The organism is Synechococcus sp. BDU 130192 (assembly GCF_963876085.1).
Lineage (GTDB): Bacteria > Cyanobacteriota > Cyanobacteriia > Cyanobacteriales > MRBY01 > MRBY01.
Genome location: NZ_CAWNNO010000052.1, coordinates 1 through 254 on the forward strand (window position 1 = coordinate 1; position 254 = coordinate 254).

General features: G+C 48.0%; 1 pseudogene. It reads right to left on the reverse strand.

Annotated features, from left to right (window positions below):
• A pseudogene (locus tag AACT35_RS11315) lies at positions 1–254 on the reverse strand (photosystem II q(b) protein); the annotation flags it as partial.

A 254-nucleotide genomic window follows, 5' to 3' on the forward strand; every position in this document is an offset into this window, starting at 1 on the left:
GATACACCAAGAGCAGTGAACCAGATACCGACTACAGGCCATGCACCCAAGAAGAAGTGCAAGGAACGGCTGTTGTTGAAAGATGCATATTGGAAGATCAAACGACCGAAGTAGCCGTGGGCTGCAACGATGTTGTAAGTTTCTTCCTCTTGACCGAACTTGTAACCGTAGTTCTGAGATTCGGTTTCAGTGGTCTCACGTACCAAAGAAGAGGTTACGAGAGAACCGTGCATTGCGGAGAACAAAGAACCACC